This is a genomic window from Pseudonocardia sp. McavD-2-B (genome assembly GCF_024124365.1).
In the GTDB taxonomy this organism is placed as follows: Bacteria; Actinomycetota; Actinomycetes; order Mycobacteriales; family Pseudonocardiaceae; genus Pseudonocardia; species Pseudonocardia alni.
The window spans coordinates 1-4464 of record NZ_JAMXSG010000365.1; the positions used below are offsets into that span (position 1 = coordinate 1).

At 74.5% G+C, this 4464-nt stretch carries 4 protein-coding genes and 1 pseudogene; 4 read left to right on the forward strand and 1 reads right to left on the reverse strand.

Translation table 11 applies throughout. The features are described 5' to 3' along the window. A pseudogene (locus NH602_RS28390) lies at nucleotides 1–324 on the reverse strand (2-phospho-L-lactate guanylyltransferase); the annotation flags it as partial. Between the two features lie 129 nt (nucleotides 325–453). Here NH602_RS28390 and NH602_RS28395 point away from each other — a divergent pair. From NH602_RS28395 to NH602_RS28410, 4 genes are all read left to right on the forward strand, one after another. Further along, nucleotides 454–1173, forward strand: a complete 720-nt coding sequence (locus NH602_RS28395; protein ID WP_253069408.1) for a 1-acyl-sn-glycerol-3-phosphate acyltransferase — start codon at nucleotides 454–456, stop codon at nucleotides 1171–1173. Continuing rightward, nucleotides 1170–2228, forward strand: coding sequence for an NAD(P)H-dependent glycerol-3-phosphate dehydrogenase (locus NH602_RS28400; RefSeq protein WP_073578417.1), 1059 nt, complete (start codon nucleotides 1170–1172; stop codon nucleotides 2226–2228). Before NH602_RS28395 ends, NH602_RS28400 begins: the two co-directional genes overlap by 4 nt. Nucleotides 2229–2233: 5 nt before the next feature. Next, the gene (locus NH602_RS28405; RefSeq protein ID WP_253069409.1) at nucleotides 2234–3346 is read left to right on the forward strand and encodes a cystathionine gamma-lyase; all 1113 of its coding nucleotides are present in this window, start codon (nucleotides 2234–2236) and stop codon (nucleotides 3344–3346) included. A 151-nt stretch (nucleotides 3347–3497) separates the two neighbouring features. After that, nucleotides 3498–4103 (forward strand): HNH endonuclease, encoded by a 606-nt coding sequence (locus NH602_RS28410; RefSeq protein ID WP_253069410.1) that lies wholly within the window; start codon nucleotides 3498–3500, stop codon nucleotides 4101–4103. Nucleotides 4104–4464 lie beyond the last annotated feature (361 nt).

Genomic DNA, 4464 nt, shown 5'->3' on the forward strand with positions numbered 1-4464 from the left:
CCCCAGCGCGGCGTGCGGGTCGCGCGCGCGCAGCAGCGCGGCACCGTGGCGCAGCGCGCCGTTGAGCCGGCGGCCGGGGTCGGTGACGACCTCCGCGCCGAGCGCGCCGACCTCCATCGCCACCGCCGGGTCCGAGGAGATCACCAGCACGTGCCGGACCGCCGTCGCGGCGACGGCGGCGGCCACCGTGTCGCGGGCCAGGGCCAGCGCGAGCCGCTGGTGCGCGTCGAGATCACCCACCCCGCCGTCGGCGGCACCGCGCAGCCGGGTCTTGGCGCGGGGCAGCGGTTTCACCGGTACGACCAGGTCCACCCGCAGGGTCACGGCCCCAGTCTGGCACCCCGCGTGACACCGTGGGGCCTCTGTGGGGAGACTCCACGGACGAGATCCGGATCATCCCGATCCGCGACGACCCCACGACCCGCCACCGAGGCGGGCAGGAGGAGGCCGCCGGTGGCACGCGAGAAGAGCGGATTCTGGGTCGGTTTCGCCGTCCCGTTCTTCTACTCGATCGGCTGGCTCACCGGCCGGCCGCGCTACCAGGGCCGTGAGCACCTCCCGGCCCGGGGCGGCGCGCTGCTGGTCGGCAACCACATCTCGCACCTGGACCCGATCCACACCGGGACCTACGTGCACAGCGCGGGGCGGGTGCCCCGGTTCCTGGCCAAGAGCAGCCTGTGGCAGGTGCCGGTGCTCGGGCAGGTGCTGCGCGGCTCGGGGCAGATCCCGGTCTACCGCGACTCCGCCGACGCCCAGCAGAGCCTGGCCGCCGGGACGCAGGCCCTGGCCGACGGCAAGATCGTCATCATCTACCCGGAGGGCACCATCACCCGCGACCCCGACGGGTGGCCGATGCGCTCGCGCACCGGCGTCGCGCGGATGGCGCTGGCCTCGGACGTGCCGGTCATCCCGATGGTGCACTGGGGGACCCGCGAGGTCCTGAACGGCTACGAGAAGAAGTTCCGCCCGCTGCCGCGCACCGATGTCGTGCTGCGCGCGGGGGACCCGGTGGACCTGAGCGCCTACCGCGGGCGCCCGCTGGACGCCCACATCCTGCGCGAGGTCACCGACCTGATCATGGGACGGGTGCGGGAGCTGCTCGCCGAGGTCCGCGACGAGGACGCGCCGGAGGAGTTCTACCGCCGCCGCCCGGAGAGCGAGGCGGGCCGATGAGCGTCCCCCCGGCCCCGTCGTTCGGGGAGCGTCCGGTCAACGAACCCGTGCACTCGATCCACCGCGTCGCCGTGCTCGGCGCGGGCAGCTGGGGCACCGCGTTCGCGAAGGTCCTCGGCGACGCCGGTCGCGACGTGCGGCTGTGGGCCCGCCGGGCGGAGGTGGCCGAGGCGATCAACGCCGACCGGCGCAACCCCGACTACCTGTCTGACGTCGCGCTGCCGGACACGCTGCGGGCCACCCACGACGCGGCCGAGGCCCTCGACGGGGCCGACGCGGTGATCCTCGCGGTGCCGTCGCAGTCGCTGCGCGACAACCTGGAGCGCTGGCGCGACCTGGTCCCGGCCGGGGTCACCCTCACCAGCCTGGCCAAGGGCGTCGAGCTGGGGACGCTCAAGCGGATGACCGAGGTCATCGACGACGTCACCGGCGTCGGGGTGGACCGGCTCGCCGTGGTGTCCGGGCCGAACCTGGCCGCGGAGATCGCCCACGAGCAGCCGACGGCCACCGTCATCGCGTGCGAGGACCACGACCGTGCGGTGGCGCTGCAGACCGCCTGTGCGACCGGTTACTTCCGCGCCTACACCAACACCGACGTCGTCGGGGCGGAGCTGGGCGGGGCGGGCAAGAACGTCATCGCGCTGGCCGTCGGCGTCGCGTCCGGGATGGGGCTGGGCGACAACTCGCGGGCGTCGCTGATCACCCGCGGGCTGGCCGAGATGTCCCGGCTCGGGATGGCGCTCGGTGCCTCGCCGCTGACCTTCGCCGGCCTGGCCGGCATGGGCGACCTGGTGGCGACGTGCAGCTCCCCGCTGTCGCGCAACCGCACCTTCGGCGAGCAGCTCGGCCGCGGCGCGAGTCTCGCCGAGGCGGAGAAGGCCAACCACGGCCAGGTCGCCGAGGGCGTGAAGTCCTGCCTGTCGATCTGCGAGCTCGGTGAGCGCGCCGGGGTGGAGCTGCCCATCGCCGACGCGGTGCGCCGGGTCTGCCACGAGGGCATGACCGCCCACCAGATGGCCAAGGAACTGATCTCCCGGGCCCCGAAGCCGGAGTGAACCCCATGCTCGGAGACGGCACCCGCTGCGTGCGCGGCGGGGAGCACGACGCCCACGCCGTCGGCGATCCGGTGCACCGAGGGCCGGTGCTGACCAGCACCTACCACCTCGGCCGCCCGGAGGAGGCCGACCAGGGCGCGGACTTCTACGCCCGCGCGGACAACCCGACGTGGCGGGAGTTCGAGGCCGCCGTCGGCGAGCTCGACGGCGGGCCGTGCACGGTGTTCCCGTCCGGGATGGCCGCGATCGCCGCGGTCCTGCGTGCGTTCACCGGCGCCGGGCGCGGCGTGCTGCTGCCCAGCGACGGCTACTACGTCGCGCGCCTGCTCGCCGACGAGGAGCTCGCACCGCTCGGGGTGCCGGTCGCCTACTGCGCGACCGCGGGCGACTGGGCCTCGGCGATCGCCCGGCACCGGCCCGCACTGGTGATGCTGGAGACGCCGTCGAACCCCGGCCTGGAGGTCTGCGACGTCGCCGCGGTCGCCGCCGCCGCGCATGCGGCCGGGGCGGTCGTCGCCGTCGACAACACCACGTGCACCCCGCTCGGGCAGCAGCCGCTCGCGCTCGGCGCGGACCTCGTCGTCGCCAGCGACACCAAGGCGCTGTCCGGGCACGGGGATCTGCTGCTCGGGCACGTGTCCGCGGCCGACCCGGTGTACCACGAGCGGGTCCGCGCCTTCCGCACCCGCGGCGGCGCGATCGCCGGGCCGATGGAGACCTGGCTGGCGCTGCGCGGGCTCGGCACCCTGGACCTGCGGCTGGCCCGGCAGGCCGAGAACGCCCGCGCGCTCGCCGTCGCGCTGCGGGAGACCCCGGGCGTGCACGACGTGCGCTGGCCAGGGCTGGCCGACGACCCGTCGCACGTGCTCGCCCGGACCCAGATGCGGCGCTGGAACGGGATCCTGCGGTTCACCCTGGCCGACGCCCACGCCGTCTCGGAGTTCCTGGCCCGCACGACGCTGGTCGACTCGGCGACGAGCTTCGGCGGGCTGCGCACCGCTGCGGACCGGCGGGCGCGCTGGGGCGACGCGGTGCCGGACGGTCTGGTGCGGCTGTCCTGCGGTGTCGAGGACACCGGCGACCTCCTCGCGGACGTGATCGGCGCACTCGGGGGCTGATCCGCGCCGCGGAACCGACGGGACACCCCGCGTCGGTCGCGCTATCACACTCGCGTAACCCGGGTTCCGTATGGTCGACTACATCCGGACCTCGAGCGTTCGCGGAGGTGGTCGCGTGCCGTACCGACAACCCGTCCCCCATGGTGCCGAGATGATCGTCCCTGGCGAACTGAGAGCGGTCGACGCGCTCCCCGACGATCCCGTCCCGGCACCGGGGGCCGAGCTGCCGACCACGGCTCGGATCCCATCGGGGTCCCGGGTCCTGCTCCTCAACGCCAGCTTCGAACCGCTGGCCGTGGTCACGTCCAAGCGCGCCATCTGCCTGCTGCTCGCCGGTAAGGCCGAGTGTCTCCAGGAGGCGCTCGAGGGCGCGGAGTTCCGTTCCGAGAGTCTCGCTCTCCCGGCACCGTCCGTCCTGCGGCTCTCCCGCTACGTCCGGGTGCCCTACCGCCGATCGGTGCCCATGACCCGGGCCGGTGTGCTCCGTCGTGACGCCCGACGCTGCGCGTACTGCAGCAGACGCGCCGACACCATCGACCACGTGATCCCCCGCAGCCGCGGAGGGGCGCACAGCTGGGAGAACTGCGTCGCGGCATGCAAGGCCTGCAACTCGAAGAAGGCGGACCGTCTCATCGAGGAACTGGGCTGGACCCTGCGGACGGCGCCGGCACCGCCCGCGAGGAACGGGGCGGGGGTGCTCGTCCTGGCGGTGGAACCACTGCCCGCCTGGGAGCCCTGGCTGGCCGCCGCGGCCTGACGACGGACACGCGAACGCCCCCGCCTCACGGGAGGAGGCGGGGGCGTTCGTGGAACGTCTCCCGGCGGACCGTCCGGGGACGGAGCGCAGGGGTCAGCTGCGCCGCAGCAGGGCCGAGGTGAGACGGGCGGCGCGACCGGCCGAGCGGCCGGCGGCGGTGCGGGCGTGGAAGACGCGGCAGGCGGTGCCGCAGACCCCGCAGTCGGTGCCGGCGCGGTAGTGGTCGTGGGCGTCGCGCTCACTGGTCCACCCTCCGGGTGTCGGTGATCGTGATTGGGTTGCCGATGCGCCCGAGGTGCCGCTGGGTCATCGCCCTGCTCGCTCGACTCGGTTGAGGTCCAGCATGAGATCTGCGGGGCCC

Coding starts and splice junctions, on each gene's coding strand:
- NH602_RS28400 (WP_073578417.1), top strand. CDS start 1,170: ATGAGCGTCCCCCCGGCCCCGTCGTTCGGGGAGCGTCCGGTCAACGAA.
- NH602_RS28410 (WP_253069410.1), top strand. CDS start 3,498: ATGATCGTCCCTGGCGAACTGAGAGCGGTCGACGCGCTCCCCGACGAT.
- NH602_RS28405 (WP_253069409.1), top strand. CDS start 2,234: ATGCTCGGAGACGGCACCCGCTGCGTGCGCGGCGGGGAGCACGACGCC.